This window comes from Bartonella sp. AP4SXKL, assembly GCF_042195845.1.
Lineage (GTDB): Bacteria > Pseudomonadota > Alphaproteobacteria > Rhizobiales > Rhizobiaceae > Bartonella.
The window spans coordinates 100,255-121,773 of record NZ_JBHIPA010000006.1 but is presented as its reverse complement, the minus strand read 5'-3'; the positions used below and the strand labels follow the sequence as shown (position 1 = coordinate 121,773).

General features: G+C 37.5%; 18 protein-coding genes and 2 pseudogenes. 2 read left to right on the top strand and 18 right to left on the bottom strand.

Features of this window, described 5'->3' with window-relative positions; genetic code table 11:
* The 7 genes and pseudogenes from ACFIMI_RS04710 to ACFIMI_RS04680 form a co-directional block, all read right to left on the bottom strand.
* A pseudogene (locus ACFIMI_RS04710) lies at positions 1 to 389 on the bottom strand (hemagglutinin repeat-containing protein); the annotation flags it as partial.
* A gap of 575 nt (positions 390 to 964) precedes the next feature.
* Positions 965 to 1,855, bottom strand: coding sequence for an outer membrane protein (locus ACFIMI_RS04705; protein ID WP_375638376.1), 891 nt, complete (start codon positions 1,853 to 1,855; stop codon positions 965 to 967).
* Positions 1,856 to 2,036: 181 nt separating this feature from the next.
* Positions 2,037 to 2,615 (bottom strand): outer membrane protein, encoded by a 579-nt coding sequence (locus ACFIMI_RS04700; protein WP_375638375.1) that lies wholly within the window; start codon positions 2,613 to 2,615, stop codon positions 2,037 to 2,039.
* A gap of 71 nt (positions 2,616 to 2,686) precedes the next feature.
* The gene (locus ACFIMI_RS04695) at positions 2,687 to 2,827 is read right to left on the bottom strand and encodes a hypothetical protein (protein WP_375638374.1); all 141 of its coding nucleotides are present in this window, start codon (positions 2,825 to 2,827) and stop codon (positions 2,687 to 2,689) included.
* Positions 2,828 to 3,214: 387 nt separating this feature from the next.
* Complete coding sequence (locus ACFIMI_RS04690; protein WP_375638373.1) at positions 3,215 to 4,051, bottom strand: porin; 837 nt, start codon at positions 4,049 to 4,051, stop codon at positions 3,215 to 3,217.
* Between the two features lie 334 nt (positions 4,052 to 4,385).
* Entirely contained in the window at positions 4,386 to 5,219 is an 834-nt protein-coding gene (locus tag ACFIMI_RS04685; protein ID WP_375621215.1) for an outer membrane protein, read from the bottom strand.
* A gap of 1,028 nt (positions 5,220 to 6,247) precedes the next feature.
* Positions 6,248 to 6,577, bottom strand: coding sequence for a hypothetical protein (locus ACFIMI_RS04680; RefSeq protein ID WP_375692283.1), 330 nt, complete (start codon positions 6,575 to 6,577; stop codon positions 6,248 to 6,250).
* 414 nt (positions 6,578 to 6,991) lie between these two features.
* Between ACFIMI_RS04680 and ACFIMI_RS04675 the strand changes: the two are divergent.
* Positions 6,992 to 7,434: pseudogene (locus tag ACFIMI_RS04675) on the top strand (integrase); the annotation flags it as partial.
* A 250-nt stretch (positions 7,435 to 7,684) separates the two neighbouring features.
* Here ACFIMI_RS04675 and ACFIMI_RS04670 read toward each other — a convergent pair.
* From ACFIMI_RS04670 to gshB, 11 genes are all read right to left on the bottom strand, one after another.
* Complete coding sequence (locus ACFIMI_RS04670) at positions 7,685 to 8,305, bottom strand: ribonuclease D (RefSeq protein ID WP_375632307.1); 621 nt, start codon at positions 8,303 to 8,305, stop codon at positions 7,685 to 7,687.
* The gene (locus ACFIMI_RS04665) at positions 8,298 to 9,692 is read right to left on the bottom strand and encodes a M20/M25/M40 family metallo-hydrolase (protein ID WP_375611787.1); all 1,395 of its coding nucleotides are present in this window, start codon (positions 9,690 to 9,692) and stop codon (positions 8,298 to 8,300) included. The genes ACFIMI_RS04670 and ACFIMI_RS04665 overlap by 8 nt, the downstream gene beginning before the upstream one ends.
* Before the next feature lie 84 nt (positions 9,693 to 9,776).
* A complete protein-coding gene (gene mutM / locus ACFIMI_RS04660) occupies positions 9,777 to 10,652 on the bottom strand; it encodes a bifunctional DNA-formamidopyrimidine glycosylase/DNA-(apurinic or apyrimidinic site) lyase (protein WP_375613328.1) in 876 nt (291 codons plus the stop codon).
* 271 nt (positions 10,653 to 10,923) lie between these two features.
* A complete protein-coding gene (locus tag ACFIMI_RS04655; protein WP_375613327.1) occupies positions 10,924 to 12,171 on the bottom strand; it encodes an aminopeptidase in 1,248 nt (415 codons plus the stop codon).
* A 177-nt stretch (positions 12,172 to 12,348) separates the two neighbouring features.
* Positions 12,349 to 13,182 carry a cell wall hydrolase gene (locus ACFIMI_RS04650; protein WP_375613326.1) on the bottom strand — a complete coding sequence of 278 codons (834 nt, stop codon included), beginning with the start codon at positions 13,180 to 13,182 and terminating at the stop codon, positions 12,349 to 12,351.
* A gap of 549 nt (positions 13,183 to 13,731) precedes the next feature.
* Positions 13,732 to 14,454: a phosphate signaling complex protein PhoU gene (gene phoU / locus ACFIMI_RS04645; RefSeq protein ID WP_375638370.1), complete on the bottom strand. Its 723-nt coding sequence runs from the start codon at positions 14,452 to 14,454 to the stop codon at positions 13,732 to 13,734.
* A 21-nt stretch (positions 14,455 to 14,475) separates the two neighbouring features.
* Positions 14,476 to 15,234, bottom strand: a complete 759-nt coding sequence (pstB, locus tag ACFIMI_RS04640) for a phosphate ABC transporter ATP-binding protein PstB (RefSeq protein WP_375611792.1) — start codon at positions 15,232 to 15,234, stop codon at positions 14,476 to 14,478.
* A gap of 51 nt (positions 15,235 to 15,285) precedes the next feature.
* A complete protein-coding gene (gene pstA, locus ACFIMI_RS04635) occupies positions 15,286 to 16,575 on the bottom strand; it encodes a phosphate ABC transporter permease PstA (protein WP_375692282.1) in 1,290 nt (429 codons plus the stop codon).
* The gene (pstC, locus tag ACFIMI_RS04630; protein ID WP_375611794.1) at positions 16,572 to 18,032 is read right to left on the bottom strand and encodes a phosphate ABC transporter permease subunit PstC; all 1,461 of its coding nucleotides are present in this window, start codon (positions 18,030 to 18,032) and stop codon (positions 16,572 to 16,574) included. Before pstC ends, pstA begins: the two co-directional genes overlap by 4 nt.
* Positions 18,033 to 18,106: 74 nt before the next feature.
* Positions 18,107 to 19,153, bottom strand: coding sequence for a substrate-binding domain-containing protein (locus ACFIMI_RS04625; protein ID WP_375692281.1), 1,047 nt, complete (start codon positions 19,151 to 19,153; stop codon positions 18,107 to 18,109).
* Between the two features lie 133 nt (positions 19,154 to 19,286).
* Positions 19,287 to 20,234, bottom strand: coding sequence for a glutathione synthase (gene gshB, locus ACFIMI_RS04620; RefSeq protein WP_375627632.1), 948 nt, complete (start codon positions 20,232 to 20,234; stop codon positions 19,287 to 19,289).
* A gap of 87 nt (positions 20,235 to 20,321) precedes the next feature.
* Between gshB and ACFIMI_RS04615 the strand changes: the two genes are divergently transcribed.
* Positions 20,322 to 21,116, top strand: coding sequence for a molybdopterin-synthase adenylyltransferase MoeB (locus ACFIMI_RS04615; RefSeq protein ID WP_375613322.1), 795 nt, complete (start codon positions 20,322 to 20,324; stop codon positions 21,114 to 21,116).
* The last annotated feature ends 403 nt before the right edge of the window (positions 21,117 to 21,519 follow it).

The following is a 21,519-nucleotide window of genomic DNA, read 5'->3' as shown; positions in this document are numbered from 1 at the left end:
CCTCCCGATTTTATCGAAGAGCCAACGGCATGAGAGGCTTGCATATCCACTTTCGTGTTTTTGGTGCGAAGATGATACTCCATCTCATCGTTTCTCACCCCTATTGTTATCTCCCCTTGGGCGCCAAGTCCAACATTGCCCTTGGCATCTATATCGGAAGCAGCAATATGGATATCGCCACCCGATAGAACAGTGGTCTCTTTTCCAGAACTTAGATGAGAGCCATTGTGTAAAGCAACATGAGATGTTTCACTCCCACTCTGATTGTCCATGCTGTTGCGTGTGGCATCAATAGAAACATTGCCCTCAGCTTGCAAGAGAAGTTTATCCGTTGCTTGAACATCAGAGCCTAGAATATTCAAATCTTGTCCAGAGAGAAGTGGGCTTGATGTACTTTGAAAAATATTTATTTAAAACAAATGTGTGAATACACAACAACAAGTGTATTCCGTTTAGGGCGTTCTGTTTTGCATGAGGAACATGATCTCATTAAGAAATGCAATAAACAAAAACGTAAAGCTAAATTAAAAGAAGATGATAAAGTTGGAAACTAGTTTTTCTCTTTGTAACTTTATATTCTTCCCCAATGAGGCTGTATTCCCGTTTCAGAACTTACTCTAACAGATATATGTAGTATGCTCGCTCTAATCTAGCATATAAAAGTAGACTAAAGTTCGCCACTGGTTATGATATTGTCCTATTTCTGAGATTAATTAAATACTTTTCACTTAAGTGTAAAATGATAGCCGTAATATAAGATTTTATGTAATAAGTAGTTATAAAATCGCTGCATACTACTAATTCGCCTTTTATAATATAAAACTTTTTTAAGCCTTATAATACAAAATGATACCAATAAAAAATAAAAGAGATTAAGAGAAATAAAATAGAGAGCTAATAAAATAAAGGCCCCGTTAAACGAGGCCTTAGTATTTTTTGTGCTGATAATTTCATTTTTACGAAATTAGAATTTGTAAGCGACACCTACACGGAAGTCATTGGTTTTGTAGTTGAATTCACGTGTATCGTTGGCGAATTTCTTTTTACCAAAATCGGAGTAACGGTATTCAGCACGTAAAAGAACGTTGTCTGTCATTGCAAAGTCAACTCCACCACCAATAGTGAAACCAAGCATTGTCTTCGTGTCATCAGCCCAAGTGCCACCAGTCAAATCTATGGCTTGCTTAGCCCCTGCCTCTGGCACTTTTCCATCCCCGTCAGCTTTCTGCTCAACTTTAGCTCTCTCTCCTTTTCCTGCAACGGATTGAATGCCCTGCACCTGCGCATAGGCAATACCACCAGCAACATAAGGCATAATACGGTCAACAGCAGCAAAACCGATACGGACACGTGTCGCACCAGACCATTTTTCTTTGTAACTGTGCGTTTCTGTTACCTTGTCACCGTTTTCAAACCGTTGCTGACCTTTTAATTCAACCTTAGCTTTTTCAAGGGCATCATTAAAATTTGCTGCATCTTTTTCAGTAAGAGTCAATTCACGGGCTTTTTTTGATTCTTCACGGTCTGCCCAAACTGCATCGGTTTCAACACCGAGAACGAGACCATTTCCGAGGTCTACGTTAGATCCGGCATAAATGCCACCCATAAAACCAGAAGGACTAGGTGTGTTATCTTTTTTGAAAAGTTCTTTGTCTGCTCCTGGAATAGTTACTTTAGTTTTACTCGAAAAGTTGCCAACTTGACCACCAAGATAAAAACCTGTCCAAGAAAACGAAGGGGCTGCTGCGATAACTGCTGGGGCTGTTTCACGAGAGATGATAATATCAGCAGCTTGTGCTGCAGAAACTGAAATTAAAGCGGCAATAGAAGTTGCTATTAAAGATTTTGTATTCATAATTTTGCTCCTAAATTAACTATAAAACGACCTTACAAGATTATAAATAGAAAAGCTGTAGTAAAAATGTCACAATCACACAAATAAACCCCAGAAAACAGCGGTTTTGTAAAAGTCAAGATCTCTTGAAAATTTAACTTTTTATTAATACTTTTTATTCATAATTGCACTTTTGATGAAATTAGAACTTGTAAGCGATACTTACACGAAAGTCATTGGTTGTGTAGCCTAGTTTAAGGTAATCCTTTTTATATTCCTTCTTACCAAAGTCTGAGTACCGGTACTCCGCACGAAGCAGAACATGATCTGTCATCGCGAAATCTATACCACCACCAAGGGTGAAACCCTCCATCGTTTTTATTTTATCAAATACTGTAGCAGAAACTTCTTTACTTGGCTTACCCATTTGCCAATTTTTTTGTTCCTGAAACTTTACCAACACCCTGTATTTGCGCATAAGCAATACCATCAGCCACATAAGGCATAATACTGTCAGCGATGGAAAAACCAACACGAACCCGTGTTGCACCAGACCATTTTCTTTGAAACCAATGCAATACACTGCTGTGTCACCCTTTTGAAACTTTTCATCTTCATCTAATGTGACACCAGCATCTTTAAATTTATCATTAAAATCATCAATCACAAGAATCTTTGAGACCGTCTTCGTCTCTCCTCGGTCTGCCCAGACTGCATCGGTTTCAACACCTAGAATGAGGACATTTTCAAGATCTATGTTGGAACCTAAAATAAATACCACCTATGAAACCGGAAGACTTAGGTAGTGCATCTTTATCTAAAGTTTTTTCTTTTGTCTCTAAATCAAATACATCAACTTTGACTTGAAAAGTTGCCAACTTGACTACCAAGATAAAAATCTATACAAGAAAATGAAGGGGCTGTGATAACTGCTGGAGCTTTTTCACGAAGAATGATAAAATCAGAAGATTTTGCCACAGAAGCTGCTGCCATAGCGATAACAAAAGTTGTTACTAAAGATTTTATATTCGTAAACTTTGCTCCTCATTTATTTACGAGCACAGTATTATACGACTAAAAAAACGCTGTAGTAAAATGATACAATCATAGGAAACGAAAGTTGACGCAAGATAAAGTCATTTCATAACTTCACGTTTCATAAGAATTTTCATAAGAAATTGTAAGTTACAAGTATGTGTAAATTATTGATTTTATGGCATAATTGTTATCTGTCATTTATAAAAATCTTTTTAAGAAAATCTAAATAATATCTTTTACTCCCCTAATAAATATAGGGTATGTGATAATATAACAACAGAAAAGAATAGAGGCCCTGTCTTTGACAGAGCCTCTTGGAAGTTTATTTCGTTGTTTACGAAATTAGAATTTGTAAGCAACACCTACACGGAAATCATTGGTTTTGTATGCTAATTTATCCCCGTCCTTTACAAATGCTTTTTTACCATAGTCTGAGTAACGATATTCTGCACGCAATAAAACATTGTCTGTCATTGCAAAATCAATACCACCACCTACAGTGAAACCAACCATCGTTTTCGTTTCATCAAACACTTTAGCAGAAGCAATTTCGGCACCATCAGCTGTCGCTGCCTTAAGAGAATCAACCACTTGCAGCTGCGTATAAGCAATACCACCAGCAACATAAGGCATAATGCGATCAACGGCTGCAAAACCAACACGAACGCGTGTTGCACCAGACCATTTTTCTTTTATAGAGGTGCCCTCTACACGTTTGTCAGTCGCCACGATACCAGCAATAGTTTTTCCTGTAGCAGGTGTAGCTTTCGCTGCTATAAGCTCATCTTTGAAAGCATCAAGGCCAATTGCTCCAATGACTGCTGAATGCGCTTTTGAATCTTCGCGGTCAGCCCAGACTGCATCGGTTTCAACACCTAGAATGAGGCCATTACCAAGATCTACGTTGGAACCTACATAAATACCACCCATGAAACCGGAAGGCTTAGGTGTCCAGTCTTTATCTGTAATTTTCTTTTTTGTTTCTGAATCAACTACATCAACTTTACCTGAAAAGTTACCAACTTGACCACCGATATAAAAGCCTGTCCAAGAAAATGAAGGGGCTGCTGCGATGACTGCTGGGGCTGTTTCACGAGGGATGATAACATCAGCAGCTTGCGCTGCAGAAGCTGCTGCTATAGCGATAACAGAAGTTGTTACTAAAGATTTTATATTCATAAACTTTGCTCCTAATTTATTTATGAGCACAGTGCTACAAGATTACAGAAAGAAAAGCTGTAGTAAAAATGATACAGTCACAGAAAATGGAGGGCACATCCCAGACAAAATCGCTTCATAGCTTGATTTTGTACGAGAAACCTAAAGATATATATATAAATAACTTATTGGTTTTTAAATGTAATTCTTGTTTATTGTCTATGATTTTTTTAAGAAAACCTGAATAATATCTTTTCACATCCACAATAAATTATGTATTGTGTGATAATATGGCAACAGAAAATAACAGAGGCTCTGTCAAAGACAGAGCCTCTGTTATTTAACTTATCATCTGTTAAAATTTGTAAGCAACACCAACACGGAAATCATTGGTTTTGTAAGAAGTCTCATATTTATCATTTGAGAATTTCTTTTTCCCAAAATCTGAGTAACGATATTCCGCACGTACAATAATATTATTGGTCATTGCTAAATCAACACCAGCACCAAGGGTGTAACCAACAAGGGTCTTTGTTTCATCAGACAGAGTACCAGAAGCGATTACTTTGTCTGAATCTTTATCTGTTATTGAAATCAACGCACTATCTTGAAGCTGTGTATAAGCGATACCACCAGCAACATAAGGCATAATGCGTTCAGCTGCAAAACCAATACGCACGCGCGTTGCACCAGCCCACTTTTCTTTAAAAGTGAAACTGTGGGTTCGTTTAGCACCAGGTTTAAGCGCATCTTTACCAATATTAATTGCAGCGTCTTTTAATACCTTGTTAATATAATTGATGTGTTCTGGGGCAATGACATATGTTTTTCCTGTCTTCGTGTCATCTTTATTAGACCACATGATATCTGTATCAACACCTAGAATAAGGCCATTACCAAGATCAACGTTGGAACCTGCATAAAGCCCCCCCATGAAACCAGATAGTTTAGGCAAAAGGTCATCAGGCGCTGGAATCTTGTTTCCATTACTGAGAATATCCATTTTCGTTTTACCCGAAAAACCACCAATCTGGCCCCCAACATAAAAACCTGTCCAAGAAAAAGTTGGAGCAACAATAACGGGAGCAACAGGTGTTGGTCTTGGGGGAACAATAACATCTGCTGCTTGTGCTGCTGAAGCTGAAACAAAAGCGAAAGCAGAAGCTGTTATTAACCATTTCATATTCATATTTTCTCTCCATAGCTGAATATTTATTTGAACACACCGTTTCATATAGAGCACCATCTTCAGATATCTGTAGCAAAAATGATACACTTATAAAAAAAACAAAAAGCCAATCAAAGTACCCTTAATTGCTTGATCTGTAATAAATGAGAATAAAACTATGCCCATGCACAAATGGTCTCTTTTCCTCACGTTTTCTCTCCTTTATCATTTTGATAAAAAAACTGCGTCACAGTACCCTCCGTGTAAAGCGTGTGCTATTGACATAAAAATATAATATATTGATTTATAATGAAAAAATATCTTTTATATTAATTCGTCTGCAATATTGACGATGCTCTTATCTTAAGCTTTTTTATATTAAAGAAACCAAAACCATCCCTCTGCACCTCACAAACAAGCAAGTGTGTGAATAAATAAAACTATTTAAAAGCTAAAATGCTTCCTATTAATACTCTCAATATTGTAATAGTGAAGACCGTTACAATATTGAGGGCAGCTAAATCTAACTGTTCCATTTAAATTCATACAAACAACGTTTTTAGCTTCATCCTTCGCATAACCAAATGTGAATAGCACTTTGATTATTTTTTCATCATTGTAAAGAACGCTTGTAGCGCACATGAAAAAGATCTCCACTACCCTATGGACTGCAACAAGATTACATGCAATTTCATCACGCTTGCTCTTTGTTTTTATTTAGGCATTTATTCCTTTTTGACATATTTACCATTTTTTTCTTCTCTCAACCTTATAGTAAAGTCTTTTTCAGAGATTCAGCCTTATTTGTAGGCTATCATTTCATACTCCTTTACAAGACGAAATTGAAAAAAATACCTAAAGACAGACAACCGGTATGATAAACATTAAAACTTATATAGAAATCTCCTTAAAGCTGAAAAAATGAGAAATCTTTCTGAAAGTTTTCAACCCACCCCTTGCTTTAAAAATCATGAATTTGGCAGAAAAAATATCCCTCTTTTTCAACTTCAAAGCATATATTATACTTCTTGATGTTGTTTTTTCACTTTTTAAAAACTTATTGGACCTCGTGCAAATAGGTTTGGCCGTCCTTTTTTCCCTAGTCTTCTTTTAGGATAATGATCTCTTTTTTTACCAGAATGTAACACAGGTACTAACTTAGCTGCTGTTATGCTTTCGCTGTTATTTGTGCAAGAAAGTTCTATCTGAAAAACTTCAGATAATAACTTGCGAAGCTGTTCACCAGTAAAAAAACCTATTGGAGGAACAGCCGAAGATGCTCTCTGTATAAGGTTTTGAGACGCTAAAAAACTTGCACCTTGAGCCATAGAGATTGAAGCAAAAGTAGCAAAAGCTGTAATAAAATATTTTATGTTCATAAATTTAACCTCATCAAATATTCATAATGGATTTTATCTAGTGCCTTCATTGCAAATTTCCAGAAAAAATAGCATGTTTATAGATAAAAAGTGAGAATCCTTAAAAATAAAGCTTTGGAGCATTTTAATTTTAAAATAAAAGAAAATTGCCCTGCTCTGCCAACATAGAAATTACTTATTGAGTAATAAATAAAGGCACGAAGTATCGTCTGAAAATAATAAACTATACGAACTTCATATAATATACTGATTTATAATGATAATATAGCGTTATCCATATTGACTGAGAATCCTAAATACCATAAGATTCTCTCATTCCAAATCTTTTTCATGTTGAATCAATCAAAACCATTTGTTTGCACGTTACAAGTTGAGAGAGCTGTGTGGATAAAAAACACTAAAAAAAGACTAAAAATGCCTCTTATGAACCGTCTCAAGTGCTAAGGACTTACACAACATTGGGAATTGGTACAGTTGTGTGGATGGTAGCGGCTTGTTACTCCATAAGCATAAAGATGGTAGTGTTCAATAGATTTTATATTGGTATTGGAAGCTTTATTGTTATATCTTTTATGAGCGCCACCGTAAAATGAACTTGGGTGTCGGTTTCTTTACAAAAAGCACATGAATTAGCAACACAAATATATTCCGTTTAGGGCGTTCTGTTTTACACGAAGAACGTAAATCCATTAAAAACATGAGGCAATGCGTAATCTCTATTATTTAACAGACATTGCTTTAAATACTTTTGAAAGTCGTAAAGCAGAATTAAAAATGATGGTAAAGATGAGATTTGGTTTTTACATTTACACATTCATATTCTCCCCCAATTAGGCTGTATACCGGTTTCAGAGATTTAAGTCTTCCAACCTACCGTATGTTTCCAGCCTCTCCTCAAAATTGCTTTGTTTCAAATAAAAGCTGTTACAAAAATAAAAAATATGGATTCGCAAAAGTATTTTTATTGCCTAAACTTCAAATGAAATAGCACTTAAGAATTTATTATAATTCTTATCAGAAAAGATGAGAGGATAAAACGCCCATAATGTACAAGCATTTTGTCCTCTCACATCAATAATTAACTCTATTTAAAAGCCAATTTTAAAGTTAGCTATGCGCAAAAATATCAACTTCCGCCCATCCTAAAAGATCAAGCCTAGCTCTCATAGGCAAAAATTGAAAGCATGCCTTGGCAACATTTTCTCGCTCTTCACGTCTTAAACGTTCTTCAAATATAACCTTTAAACGATGTAAATATAACACATCCGACGCAGCATATTCAATTTGTGCCTGTGATAACGTTTCTGCCGCCCAATCCGAAGATTGTTGCTGTTTAGAAATATTCACATTCAGCAATTCATTACAAATTTCTTTCAAGCCATGACGATCCGTATAAGTGCGCGTGAGTTTCGAAGCAATCTTTGTACAAAAAATAGCCTCTGGCATAACACCAAATGTATGCGCTAAAATAGCAAGATCAAAACGCCCAAAATGAAATATTTTGGTTATTGCGTTATCCTCAAGCAATTTTATCAAATTTGGTGCACTCTTTTGTTCTTTAGCAATCTGAATAACGTCAGCAGTACCATCTCCAGAAGAAAGCTGAACAACGCATAAACGATCACGATAGGGTTGTAATCCTAAAGTCTCGGTATCAATCGCAATGGCATCAGTTTTATAATTGTCTAAGTTTGGTAAATCACCTTGATGAACGCGAATCTCAGCCATTTACCCTCCTACTTGCTAAAGCAGCAAGAATACGCGCCCAAGACCGCTGCCCCTTATGAAACGATTTTAAATTATACTTTTCATTAGGAGAATGAATACGGTCATCAGCCAATCCAAAACCAACCAAAAGAGTTTCCATACCAAGAATTGACCGAAAATCTGCTACAATTGGGATCGAGCCCCCCATGGCTGTCAAGACAGCGGGCACTTCCCACTCTTGTGATAAGGCATCCTTCGCCTCCTTGATAAAAGATGAATCATCAGAAATCTGAAGTGCCGGAGAAGAACCGTGATTCTTAAATTCAACCTTACAATCAGCAGGAATTGAGCTACGTACATAATCACGCAACGCTTGGCGTATTTTCTCTGGATCTTGCTTATGCACCAAACGACACGATACTTTTGCACTCGCTTGAGAAGCAATAACTGTTTTCATCCCTTCCCCTTCATAGCCGCCACTAATACCATTAATTTCCATGGTAGGACGTGCCCATACAAGCTCTAAAATGCTCCGCCCTTTTTCACCAGCTGGAACGGAAAGTCCTATAGGACCAAGAAAATTTTCAGCAGTACAATTAAGTGCATTCCATGATTGTAAAATCTGTGGAGGTGTTTCTTCTACGCCATCATAAAAACCAGGAAGTGTTGCCCTATTATTTTCATCGTGAAGTCCTGCTAAGATTTTCGTTAAAATACGAATGGGATTAGCTGCTACTCCTCCAAAATAACCAGAATGTAAATCACGATTCGCTGCTGTGATAATAATCTCTTCTGCCATAATTCCCCGAAGAGAAAGAGCAATAGATGGTGTATCCGCATCCCACATTGACGTGTCACAAACCAATGCATAATCTGCCTTAAGTTCATCTGTATTTGCTTTTAAAAAAGGAATAAGGGAAGGAGAAGCACATTCTTCTTCTCCCTCAAATAAAACAGTAACTTTAATAGGAAGCTGCCCTGTTTCTTTCTTAAATGCACGACATGCTTCAATAAAAGTCATCAACTGACCTTTGTCATCTGAAGCTCCACGAGCACAAATAACTTTCTCTCCATCTCTCTCTTTTAAAGAAGGTGTAAATGGATCATCCTCCCATAAACTCAATGGATCAACAGGTTGAACATCATAATGTCCGTAAAACAGCACATGCAAACAATCATCTGAAGGTCCAGGATGATGCCCAACAACCATTGGATGCCCCGGCGTATCACGGCGTGAAGCCTCAAAACCGATGCTTTTTAAATCCTCCACTAACCAATCAGCTGCTTTACGACATGCATCCTTGTAAGCCGAGTCTGTAGAAATCGATTGAAAACGTAAAAGAGAAAAAAGGCGTTCAAGGCTCTTCTCTATATTTCCATCAAGATGTGTTAGTACTTTATTCAGCATAAAAAAAACCTTTCAAGCCTTGTGTAATTATATTATAGATGCGATGACTTTAAGCCTCTTGTAAGATTTTGCAAGACACCTTATTCATTTTTGACATTGTGAGCAGTAAAAACTTGAACGTCCAGCCTGTAAAATGCGCATAATAGGCGCTCCACATTCCAAACATTGCTTGCCTTCTCGTCCATAAACTGAAAAAGCATGCTGAAAATAACCAAGCGAACCATCTATATGCATATAATCACGTAAAGAAGAGCCACCAGACAAAATGGCTTCAGAAATCACATTGCGTATATTTTGTGCTAAAGAATCTGCAAATTCACGTGCACGTGCCGTTTTTGATGCTAATGTAAATGCACCACGTTGTGGAGACAAACGACTCCGCCAAAGTGCTTCACAAACATAAATATTCCCAAGACCTGCAACAATAGACTGATCAAGTAAAACACCCTTGAGAGACATTTTTTTATTAACAAAAGCCTTTTGTAAATAACGACCAGAAAACGAATTACTTATAGGTTCAAGACCTAGCTTATTTAAAAGTGGATGTTCATAAAGCTTATCCGTATCGACTAAAAGCATAAACCCAAAGCGACGCACATCATTATAAATAAGACGATAAACGTCACCATTCTTTGTCTGAATATCCATGACAAAATGATCATGTTTAACTAATTTACTTGACGCTGAACAAGCTTTTCTTAAAAAATCATTCTCTATACGCCATGAACCAGACATTCCTAAATGGCTTAAAATCGTTTCATCCTGAGAAAGATGAAATAATAAATATTTCGCACGCCGACCAAGTTCTATAATTGTTCTGCCAATAAGGCGCTCAGAAAAAGCCTCAGGAAAAGGAAAGCGCAAATCTCTACGATTAAGTTTGACAGATACTATCTTTGCATCAGTTACAACGGACTCAAGTCCACGACGAACTGTCTCTACTTCAGGAAGCTCAGGCATTACTCTTCTTTAATAATTATACACTTTCCAATCGTATCACTGATAAATTGACTTCTTCCCCCCTCAAAAAACGAAGACTTCCTCTACATCTACTAAACAAATTCTTGATGAGTCGATTTTACTTGGATTCCTACTCATGTGAATCATTTAACTAAAGGCTTTATGGACAAACCCTGCCTTGAATATATACCACACACTCTAAAATACTTAACGTATCAATAAAGCTTACATCCCACCCCACCTCAAATGACCGCGTTTTATGGTAACAAAATTAAGCCCATTCACCCTTACGAAATACAGGAACTCTTACACCATCTTGGGTAATGCCATCTATGTCAATTTCACCAGAACCAATCATCCAGTCAATATGAATGACACTTTTATTCCCACCACGTGCTGCAATCTCTTCTGACGTCAATGATGCCCCATCTAAAAAGCATTTGGAATAACACTGCCCTAAAGCAATATGACATGCAGCATTTTCATCAAATAAGGTATTATAAAAAAGGAGGCCACTCTTAGAAATTGGTGAAGAATGGGGCACAAGGGCAACTTCGCCCAACCGGCTTGCACCCTCATCACTTTGCAAAACCTGCTGTAAAACTTCTTGGCCTGTTGATGCACGAGCCTCAACAATACGCCCGGCTTCAAAACGTACTTCAATATTATCAATCAGAGTTCCTTGATAGGAAAGGGGCTTTGTTGAGCGAACGAAACCTTCAACCTTATGAGCATGAGGAGTCGTGAAAACTTCTTCTGTCGGAATATTCGGATTGCAAATAACACCATTTTGAGCAACGGATGCACCACCATGCCATTCATGATCATCTGCCAAACCAACAGTTAAATCAGTCCCTGGCCCTGTAAAGTGTAAGGCAGAAAAACGCTGCTCATTAAGCCAAGATGACCGTTTCTTCAAATGTGCATTATGAACAGTCCACGCCTGCACCGGATCTTCTCCTGTAACACGTGAAGCAGAAAAAATTGCATCGGCTAATTTTTTAATCGCCTCATTAAGTGGTAAAGAAGGAAACATTGCCTCAGCCCATCCTGCTGTTGGATAAGCAACAATCGACCAATTCATAGCAAAATTTGATATTTGCTTGAGTGCCGGCTGGTAAGCTATTGAAGTGGCTTTATTTAAACGTGAAACCTTATCAAAATCCTGATTGGAAAGGAGCAAAGGATTATCACCAACAATCGCTAAACGCGCTGCCCCATTTTCAAAAGCCTTTGCCATTCCCTCATAAAGCCAAGAAGGGGCACAATCAAAACTAGCTGTATGGGCATTTTCAAACCGTGTAAGCGATAACATATCATCACTAAAAATTGGTGTAATGACACCAGCACCAACCTTATAAGCATGATATGCAATACGCCGAACAAAAGGTAACGCTGAAACTGGAGCAGTTAAAACAAGATCCTGCCCCTCTTGTAAATTCAACCCCACTTTCACTGTAATTTCTGCAAGACGATTAAGCATTTCAGGCAAAATTGTCTCATGAATATCAAAGTACATTACCAATACCCTTCTTTAAATAGAATGCGTTCTTTATGTCGTCATATTATAAATTGTTTTTCAGATCCTTTGAGTTCGCTTTCTCTACGTATATTTATGCGTATCATTATCGCTAAAATTCACTTAATTCATAAACCGCAATGGGTATATCATCCTTCTTTGGTCATGAAAAACTTACTAGTTCCTGTGTCGTTTTTCTAACATTGCAACAATTGCATTTAACTGATCAGATGAAGGTAAAACCATAATCGTTTTATTTTCCTCTTTCCTAGCTAGATGTTGAGGTGCATAGGCAGGGATAGGAACTTTATCAAGCTGTACCATAGCAAAAGGCGCAGGATGTGCCATCTTGGACTGTGCTACTTCTGTCGAAGGAGATGTACTTTTCTCTGCCTTTACGCCCCTACTCTCTAAGCCTTCATCTATAAAGCTTGGCGCATGACCAGAACGTTCTTGAGCAAAAGCATAAGCAACATCATAAGGGCGATTATTTGTAGGAACTTGAAGCTCTCCATCACGTGATCGTTTTTCATAAAAAGCATTTCCCCCTGCAACCTGAACATAATGCATGTTTTTATACGGAAAAGACAAACCAGCGGTATGAAAAAACTTAGCGTGTTTAACTTTCTTATCTCGTTCACCCCGTAAAACGGCATCAGCCGCCTCTCTTACACGAGCAACAGATGCTTTCTCCGTCATAGGACGCGTTAAAACACCAGGAGCAAATTGCCTATATTGACCAACAACACCACAAATCGTCTTAGGATAGGCGGTTGAATTAACACGATTCATAACAACCGTTCCAACGGCAATCATTCCTTCACGGCTTGTGCGATTTGATTCAAAATACATCGCTCGCATAAGACATTGACGCTCTGTCAATGGATATGTAACCGCTTTTGTCTTATTATTATTTATTTTTCCAGCATCTAAATGACTTGAAGCACATCCCACAACAACTAACGGCGCTACACAACAGGTAACAAAAACATTCCAACGATTTTTTTTCATCTTATGCAACACATTCCTATAATCTCTGAGATATTCAAGTCTTGAAATGAGCTTTAAATGTATCTCTCAATAAAGTACATAGCTAATTGTTACCACTCAGTAAAATTTTAATACAAGAGGTAATCAAAAAGTATCTATGCAAAATAAAAAATAAAAAACTCTTAATTTACAGATCGATATTGTTATTCTTCATGGTTCAATATAGGCTATAATAACCCACACGTTTCAATTACAATAAAGTAACACTATCCACTTCTTCTACATACGAAAAAATAATACAGATATCCCCTTTAATATAAAATTTTAACAAAATGATCTGAAAGGAAATTCCCCTAGAAAACTCCCCTCCTGCCACAATACGAGTGATGATATCATCCAATATACAAATATGTCAAACCAAGAGTTAACAATCTGCCATGCTTCTCTGAAAAAACTCTTTGTTGCTTCTTTGTGCTTTGCCATAAAATGGTTATCTTATTCTTCTTATAGCTGCACTGTAAGAAAATACTCATATATCTACAAACTTATTTTATACATATAAGAAAAATTTTAATCTATTTTCTTCTCACCTACCCCAACTTTATAAGTAAGGTCATCACGAGGACGATCAGAGGACATATGGTAACCCGTTATGATATAATGCAGCATTTCAGCAATATTAGTAACATGATCACCAATTCGTTCAATATTCTTTAAACAAAACAGTAAGTGCGTACAAACCGTAATATTGCGCATATCTTCCATCATATACGTCAAAAGTTCACGAAAAAGAAAAGTATACAAAGCATCAATCTTCTCATCACGCTCACGCACCGCGTCAACACGCTCTAATAGGCGACTCGTATAAGCATTTAAGACTTCTTTTAATTGATTGAGTGCTAAAGCTGTAATTGTTTCAAGCCCATGATAAACAGAAGCAGATTGACGTATTTCTGAAAGTGCAACAGTCCTTTTAGCAATGTTTTTTGCCATATCCCCAATCCGTTCAAGATCAGAAGAAATACGAATGGCTCCAATAATTTCACGCAAATCGACAGCCATCGGTTGGCGTTTGCAAATAATAGCAACCGCTTTTTCATCAATGTCACGTTCTGCTTCATCTAAAAACACATCATCGGCAATCACTGTCGTTGCAAGTTGAAGATCACTACTCACAACCGATGCGACAGAACGTTCAATCATCCTTTCTGCATGGCTCCCCATTTCTGTAATCCTTACTCTTAAATATTTTAGTTCTGCATCATAAGAACGGACAGTATGTTTCATAGACATATCTTACACTCCTCAATTCACCTATCCAAAACGCCCCGTAATATAATCTTGTGTCCGTTGCTCTTTTGGTGAGGTAAAGATCATTTCAGTCGCACCAACTTCTACCAAATGCCCTAAATGAAACATAGCCGTATATTGAGAAACACGTGCGGCCTGTTGCATGGAATGCGTTACGATAACAATTGTATAATTTTGCCGTAACGCATCGATAAGCTCTTCAATCCGTGCTGTTGCAATGGGATCAAGAGCTGAACAGGGCTCATCCATCAAAATAACTTCAGGACTAACCGCAATAGCACGTGCAATACACAAACGCTGTTGTTGTCCCCCTGATAAACTTGTTCCAAGATCATGAAGGCGGTCTTTTACTTCTTCAAACAAACCTGCCTGCCTCAAACTCTTTTCAACGACATCATGCAATTCAGAGCGTGTTTTAACTAAACCATGAATGCGTGGACCATACGCAACATTCTCAAATATAGATTTTGGAAAAGGGCTGGGCTTTTGAAAAACCATTCCAACACGAGCGCGCAATTCTACAACATCAATCCGTGTGTCATAAATATTCTCCCCATCTAAGGTAATAAGACCAGTTGTTTTAGCGCCTTCAATTGTATCATTCATACGGTTAAAACAACGCAAAAAAGTTGACTTTCCGCATCCTGATGGACCAATCAAAGCAGTTACTTGATGTTCAGGAATATCAAGTGTAATACCGTGGAGTGCTTCTTTATCTCCGTAAGAAACCTTCACATCCTGACCGCGCATTTTAATCTTCATTACAAAAATTCACCTTACAAAAATCTTATCAAAGCTGTTGTTTTATTAAAATTACTGGCGGCGTTCAAATCGTCGACGTAAAAAAACCGCAGAAATATTCATGATCGCAAGAAAAATCATCAATACAATAATAGCACCTGATGTCTTTTCAACAAAAGCACGCTCTGCTTCACCCGCCCACATAAAAATTTGAACAGGCAAAGCCGTTGCTGGATCCATGGGGGTCGTAGGAATATTAACAACAAAAGCAACCATTCCAATCAAAAGCAAAGGAGCTGTTTCACCCAAAGCCTGAGCGACTCCAATAATTGTGCCTGTTAAAATGCCAGGCGCAGCTAAAGGAACAACATGATGAAAAATCATTTGTGTTTTTGATGCTCCCAACCCCAAAGCTGCAGAACGAATAGAGAGAGGAACAGCACGCAGAGCAGAACGTGTTGCAATAATGATCGTGGGAAGAGTCATGAGCGCTAAAACAAGACCACCAACAAAAGAGGCTGAACGTGGTAATCCTAAAAAATTAACAAAAAAAGAGAGTCCTAAAAGACCAAACACAATTGAAGGAACAGCTGCAAGATTATTGATATTAACCTCTATAAAATCTGTAAATTTATTTTTGCGTGCATATTCTTCTAAATAAAGAGCCGTTGCTATGCCTATCGGAAGGGAAACTAATAAAACGATGCCTATCATATAAAGAGAACCAATGATCGCAACACCTAATCCCGCAGTCTCAGGACGACTTGAAGCGCCAAATGTAAAAAAACCAATATTAAATGTTTTATAAAGCGTACCATCATGCGCTAAACGCTTTATCCATTCTATTTGTCGATTAGAAACTTTACGTTTTTTTTCTGCTACACGCAGATCAATCTGTCCCTTATAAGCAGAATCAATATCCGCAGATGCCAAAACTTTAACTTTTTGCATTGTGCCAATCAGTTTTGGATTTTTTGTCACCATTTTACGCAGTTGAACACGGACACCATTTGAAAACATACGGTTAACGTCCAAAAGAGAGGCTCGATCATTTTGATTGATATTAAGTTTCTTCGCTAAAGCATTGCGTACAAGAAGTGGATAATTCGCCGTCATGAGCACTTGTGGTTTTGTTTTACGTTGACCACTTGGATCAATGATCTTTTCATCCAAATAAATCGATAATGTCATTTCACTTTGAAAAAAAGCTGTATAACCCTGACTAATGATAGACCATAAAAGCGTAAATAAAAAAAATAAACCAATAAAAATGGCAATCAAACCATAGGCACGAAAACGACGTTCAGCCCAATACCGACGCTTGAGACTAATATTGCGACGAGGAAAAAAATCTTCATTCATTCATATTGTTCCCGATATTTACGCACAATATAAAGAGCTAGAATATTCATCAAAAGTGTCATAACAAAGAGCGTCATCCCTAAGGCAAAAGCCACCAGAGTTTGTGGAGAATTAAACTCAAAATCACCGGTCAATTGATTAACAATCTTAACAGTCATCGTAGTCATTGCTTCGAAAGGATTGAGTGTTAAATTTGCTGCAACACCTGCCGCCAAAACCACAATCATTGTTTCTCCAATTGCACGCGATGCCGTCAACAAAATAGCCCCCATAATCCCTGGAAGCGCTGCTGGTATAACAACTTTTTTAATTGTTTCAGATTGCGTTGCGCCTAAACCATAAGAACCTTCACGTAAAATGCGTGGAACAGCCGTAATAACATCATCCGATAAAGAGGAAACAAAAGGTATCAACATAATTCCCATCACAACTCCAGCAGTCAAAACACTTTGTGCCATAATAAAACTAACCCCGTCTGAGAGAGAAGCAGAGAGATCTCGTAAAAATGGTCCCACAACCTTCAAAGCAAAAAAGCCATAAACAATCGTTGGAATGCCAGCAAGAACTTCTAACAATGGCTTCACAATTGCTCGCAATCGCGCAGAAGCATACTCCGCCATATAAAGAGCTGAAAATAGTCCTATAGGTACAGCAAAAAGCATGGCAACAAATGCAATATAAAGCGTACCAGCAAGAAGCGGTATTAGACCAAATTGTCCTACTTCATCGCTGGAACCGCTCGCGGAAAAACGCGGATCCCAAACTGTTCCTAAAAAGAAATTTGAAAAGGATACAGACTGAAAAAAGCTTACTGTCTGAAAAAGCATAGAAAGCGCAATGGCTATTGTTGTCAAGACTGCAACAATAGATGCACAAATCAATCCAATAATAATAAAAGATTCAACCTTATTACGGGCACGTTGATGAGGCGCAATTTGCATCATTCCACAGATAAAACCAAAGGACGCAATAGCAAAAAGAAAAACATAACCTATAAACTTAAGCTTTTCAGAAGAGAATACCCACGACTGTGCTATTTTGAACACATCATCCGATGCTTCATCGGATAAAATCAATCCCTTCGCGAGTAATTGTGCCTGCACTTCCTTATAGGAAGCGGTAGAAAGATTCCCCTCAAAGCGATGAATCTTTTTGACGAGACTTCGAAGTGTCTCCCAAAGTAGATCGTGATTTACAGGCTCTGTTACATGCGCACTATACGCCCCCAGCTCTCGAGAGGCATTATATTCTAAATAAATTGTACTCCCAGCATCCCAAACAATTAAAAAAATAAAAGCTGGAATAACAGTAATCAAAAATGTCCACCAGCCATAATAATACGCACGAGAATGCATTTTATGTTGTCTGTATTCAAGAATGCGTGCTCGCATATAAGAAATACAAAAGCCACAAAATCCAAAAATCAATAATAGCAAAACAATGAAGGAAATGCGCATTTTATCTTTCAGTTTTTATAAAAAATAGCACCCAAATTTCCTATCTCAGAAATCCAACAAATTTTCCCTGCAAATTATTTCAATGTCATTACTCGACCAGCAGAAAAATCAGAACGCTGTGCTTGACGTTCCTTTTCAGGAGAAACAATCAAACCATATTCAGCCAAAGGACCCTCTGGACCAATCATTTGATCAGAAAGAAAAAAATCAACATACTCTCGCAAACCTGAAATAATACCTAAATGTGCTTTCTTAATATAGAAAAAAAGCGGACGAGAAACCGGATATTGTCCACTAGAAATCGTCTCAACTGTTGGCGCAAAACCGTTAATATCGGCAACCTTTAGTTTATCAGCATTATTTTGATAAAAAGACAAACCAAAAATACCAACCCCTGTTTTATTAGAAGTTAGACGCGCAAATGTTTCAGAATAATCACCATCAATATCAACCGCTTTTCCATCCTTACGTACCGCAATACAAGCAGTGTGTATCTCCTTATCATCCATTCCTAAAGACTTCATCACCTCAACTGCCCCACTCTCTTTACACCCCTCAGTAAGTAATTTTTCCTCAAAAACTTCACGTGTCCCATGCTTCTCTCCAGGAATATACGCTGCTATCGTCCAATCAGGAAGAGCACTATTGACTGCACTCCATTTCAAAACATTATTCGGTTGCAACTTTCCGTCTATAATAATTCGAGCAGCAAGGGCTTTATAAACATCTACTGGCTGTAATTTCCAATCAGGTCCCTTAATATCAGTTGCAAAAACAATGCCATCATACCCAATACGTATTTCCTCAACATCTTTTACACCAGCATCAAAACAAGACTGTAATTCACTCGGTTTCATTGCTCGCGAAGCATTAACAATATCAACAGTGTTCTCCCCAATACCACGGCAGAATTCCTTAATACCAGCTCCTGTTCCTCCCGATTCGATAACAGGAACCTTAAAATGGGGATAAATTTCTCCAAATGTTTCAGCAACAATCTTTTGATAAGGTAAAACTGTAGATGAACCAGTAATCTGTATTTGATCGCGCGCATTGCCTCCATTTGCTGACAGCAGTAGCGCAAAAATCAATCCCACTCCAATTGATAATACTTTGTTCATCTATAAACTCCCTAAAAATTGAAAACAAAGCCTCTTAATTTATACTATACGGTCATTCTAGTTCACATTTGCAACATAACAAATATAAAAAACAACATGGATCATTTTTTTAAAACCATGTTTTTGTCCTCTGTCAAATAAATTCATTTGAACGCTTGAACTCAATAACATCCCAAAACAAATGAGCAACATCCGTACCGCAGAAGCGTTTAATTTCACGAATTCCCGTAGGAGACGTCACATTAATTTCTGTTATATAATCTCCGATCACATCAATCCCCACAAAAAGAAGACCGCGTTCCTTTAAGGCTGGACCAATGCGTTCACAAATTTCATAATCACGTTTTGTTAACTCCACATTTTCCGCGCGACCTCCAACATGCATATTAGAGCGCACATCTGTTTCTGTCGGAATTCGATTAATAGCTCCAACAGGTGTACCATCAAGCAAAATAATCCTTTTATCTCCTTTTCGTACTGCCTCTAAATAGCGCTGAACAATAAAAGGTTCGTGATAAATTTCTGCAAACATTTCTAACAATGATGCTAAATTGCGATCATCTTGTCTTAAATAAAAAATACCAGCGCCCCCATTCCCATAAAGTGGTTTAACAATAATATCGCCAAATGTCTCTCTAAAAGCTGTTATTTCTTCAATATCTTTGGTAATTAATGTTTCTGGCATCAGATCAGAAAATTCAGTAACAAAAATTTTTTCTGGACTGTTGCGTACCCATGCAGGATCATTCACAACGAGTGTTTTAGGATGAATACGCTCTAACAAATGAGTTGTTGTGATATAATTGAGATTAAAAGGTGGATCTTGGCGTAAAAGAACCACATCCATATCTGTTAATTCCGTACGAACAGGCTTTTCTAATCGATAGTGGCTTCCCTCTTTATCATGTACAATCAATGGCTCTAGTCGTGCAATCACACAACCATCGTATAGAGATAAACGATCTGGTGTATAATGGAAGAGAGAGTGTCCACGTTCTTGGGCTGCTAAAGCGAGTGCAAATGTCGTATCTCCTTGAATCCGAACTGTTGAAATATGATCCATCTGAATGGCAATTTTCATAAATAAATCCTCTCTATCCTAAAAGCAGACTGGTCTATGCATCATAAACTTAGTAAACAATAAAAGAACTATGACAAGAGAAAATTTATGACACAAGAAACAGATATAAAATTAAACAACAAAGAAATCGAACGCTATGCACGCCACATCATTTTGCCTGAGATTGGTGGTGCAGGGCAACAAAAGCTAAAAACAGCACGTGTTCTTGTTGTAGGCGCGGGTGGTCTTGGTGCTCCTGTCTTAACCTATTTGGCTGCCGCAGGTGTTGGAACCCTTGGAATTGTCGATAACGACATCGTTTCACTTTCCAATTTACAACGCCAAGTTATTCATAAAACAAATGCAATCAACAAAAGCAAAACAGACAGTGCTGAAACCACTATAAAAGCAATAAATCCCCATGTTGTAGTTAAAAAACACACCCTACGCTTAGATAAAAGTAATGTGGATAAACTGCTCAATGCTTACCACATCATTGTTGATGGAAGTGATAATTTTACCACACGCTATCTTCTCGCTGATCACGCTGCCCAATGCAAAAAACCTCTAATAAGCGGTGCTGTAGAACGTTTTAATGGCTCATTAACGGTCCTTATGCCGTATAAAGACAATAATCCTCACTATCGCGATTTATTTCCCACCCCTCCAGCTCACGGGACTATCCCAACATGCGCTGAAACTGGAATCATCGGTGTTTTACCTGGCGTTATTGGGACCCTACAAGCAATGGAAGTTATTAAAATGATCACAAACATCGGAGAGCCATTAGTAGGAAAGATTCTTCTCTATAATGGATTATTAGCGCAATTTAATATTATTACTTATAAACGCTCAAATTATAAAGAAAATACCATAGTTATTAAGAAGCTTGGAGAATCATGATTATGTCCTCTCTTCCACTAATTTTTAGCACTCTCGCAATATGTATTGAAATACTAATTAATTTTATCGCAAGTCATCGAAACATTGTAACCAATGAAACCTATTAAATTTATCACAAATATGGCAAACCTTTTGTGAAAAAATAATTCTCTATAATGGATTATCAGCATAATTTCATGTCATCGTCTATAAATGGACAGAGACTCGTGGGAACGCAGCTGCTATCAGTATTCTTGTGTAAAAAATTTTCGACGTAGATAAAAATACAATCAGCAGAACTCTATTCAACTATTTTACTATTCACACATAAAAATTGTTTCACATGAAAGTGCTTACTTCAAACCATAACCTATAAATAAATAATTTAAGTCATATTTTAGTGATCGATACTATAAAAGGTCAA

Excerpts from the sequence above, each read along its gene's own strand:
- ACFIMI_RS04665 (WP_375611787.1), bottom strand. The coding sequence starts at position 9,692 with ATGCTGAATAAAGTACTAACACATCTTGATGGAAATATAGAGAAGAGC.
- ACFIMI_RS04650 (WP_375613326.1), bottom strand. The coding sequence starts at position 13,182 with ATGAAAAAAAATCGTTGGAATGTTTTTGTTACCTGTTGTGTAGCGCCG.
- ACFIMI_RS04670 (WP_375632307.1), bottom strand. The coding sequence starts at position 8,305 with ATGGCTGAGATTCGCGTTCATCAAGGTGATTTACCAAACTTAGACAAT.
- ACFIMI_RS04695 (WP_375638374.1), bottom strand. The coding sequence starts at position 2,827 with ATGGCAGCAGCTTCTGTGGCAAAATCTTCTGATTTTATCATTCTTCGT.
- ACFIMI_RS04685 (WP_375621215.1), bottom strand. The coding sequence starts at position 5,219 with ATGAATATGAAATGGTTAATAACAGCTTCTGCTTTCGCTTTTGTTTCA.
- pstA (WP_375692282.1), bottom strand. The coding sequence starts at position 16,575 with ATGAATGAAGATTTTTTTCCTCGTCGCAATATTAGTCTCAAGCGTCGG.
- gshB (WP_375627632.1), bottom strand. The coding sequence starts at position 20,234 with ATGAAAATTGCCATTCAGATGGATCATATTTCAACAGTTCGGATTCAA.
- ACFIMI_RS04625 (WP_375692281.1), bottom strand. The coding sequence starts at position 19,153 with ATGAACAAAGTATTATCAATTGGAGTGGGATTGATTTTTGCGCTACTG.
- ACFIMI_RS04615 (WP_375613322.1), top strand. The coding sequence starts at position 20,322 with ATGACACAAGAAACAGATATAAAATTAAACAACAAAGAAATCGAACGC.
- pstB (WP_375611792.1), bottom strand. The coding sequence starts at position 15,234 with ATGAAGATTAAAATGCGCGGTCAGGATGTGAAGGTTTCTTACGGAGAT.
- phoU (WP_375638370.1), bottom strand. The coding sequence starts at position 14,454 with ATGTCTATGAAACATACTGTCCGTTCTTATGATGCAGAACTAAAATAT.
- ACFIMI_RS04655 (WP_375613327.1), bottom strand. The coding sequence starts at position 12,171 with ATGTACTTTGATATTCATGAGACAATTTTGCCTGAAATGCTTAATCGT.
- ACFIMI_RS04680 (WP_375692283.1), bottom strand. The coding sequence starts at position 6,577 with ATGAACATAAAATATTTTATTACAGCTTTTGCTACTTTTGCTTCAATC.
- pstC (WP_375611794.1), bottom strand. The coding sequence starts at position 18,032 with ATGCGCATTTCCTTCATTGTTTTGCTATTATTGATTTTTGGATTTTGT.
- ACFIMI_RS04705 (WP_375638376.1), bottom strand. The coding sequence starts at position 1,855 with ATGAATACAAAATCTTTAATAGCAACTTCTATTGCCGCTTTAATTTCA.
- mutM (WP_375613328.1), bottom strand. The coding sequence starts at position 10,652 with ATGCCTGAGCTTCCTGAAGTAGAGACAGTTCGTCGTGGACTTGAGTCC.
- ACFIMI_RS04690 (WP_375638373.1), bottom strand. The coding sequence starts at position 4,051 with ATGAATATAAAATCTTTAGTAACAACTTCTGTTATCGCTATAGCAGCA.